Consider the following 270-nt stretch of genomic DNA (forward strand, 5'->3'; position numbering starts at 1 on the left):
GTTCTCGGGGTCGACAGCCCGGAGCAGCCCGACGGCGACCTGGATTCGAAGACGGAGGGACCGGGGTAACGGGCAGGCCGACTACGAGGAGCGATCAGCTCTCACAGGCCCGACACTCGAGAATGTCTCGACTGAACTTCTGTGCGGCGTTCACGCTGTGCTGATAGTAGAGGCTCTTGACGCCCTTCTTCCACGCTTCGATGTAGAGCTGATTGATCTCTTTCACGCTCACTTCGCTCGGGTCGATCGAGACGTTCACGCTCTGTGCTT

At 59.6% G+C, this 270-nt stretch carries 1 pseudogene; it reads right to left on the reverse strand.

From position 1 onward, the window contains the following. Positions 1-94 precede the first annotated feature (94 nt). A pseudogene (locus EXE45_RS21775) lies at positions 95-270 on the reverse strand (ribonucleotide-diphosphate reductase subunit alpha); the annotation flags it as partial.

Origin of the sequence: Halorubrum sp. SP9 (genome assembly GCF_005435015.1) — an archaeon.
Taxonomy (GTDB): domain Archaea; phylum Halobacteriota; class Halobacteria; order Halobacteriales; family Haloferacaceae; genus Halorubrum; species Halorubrum sodomense.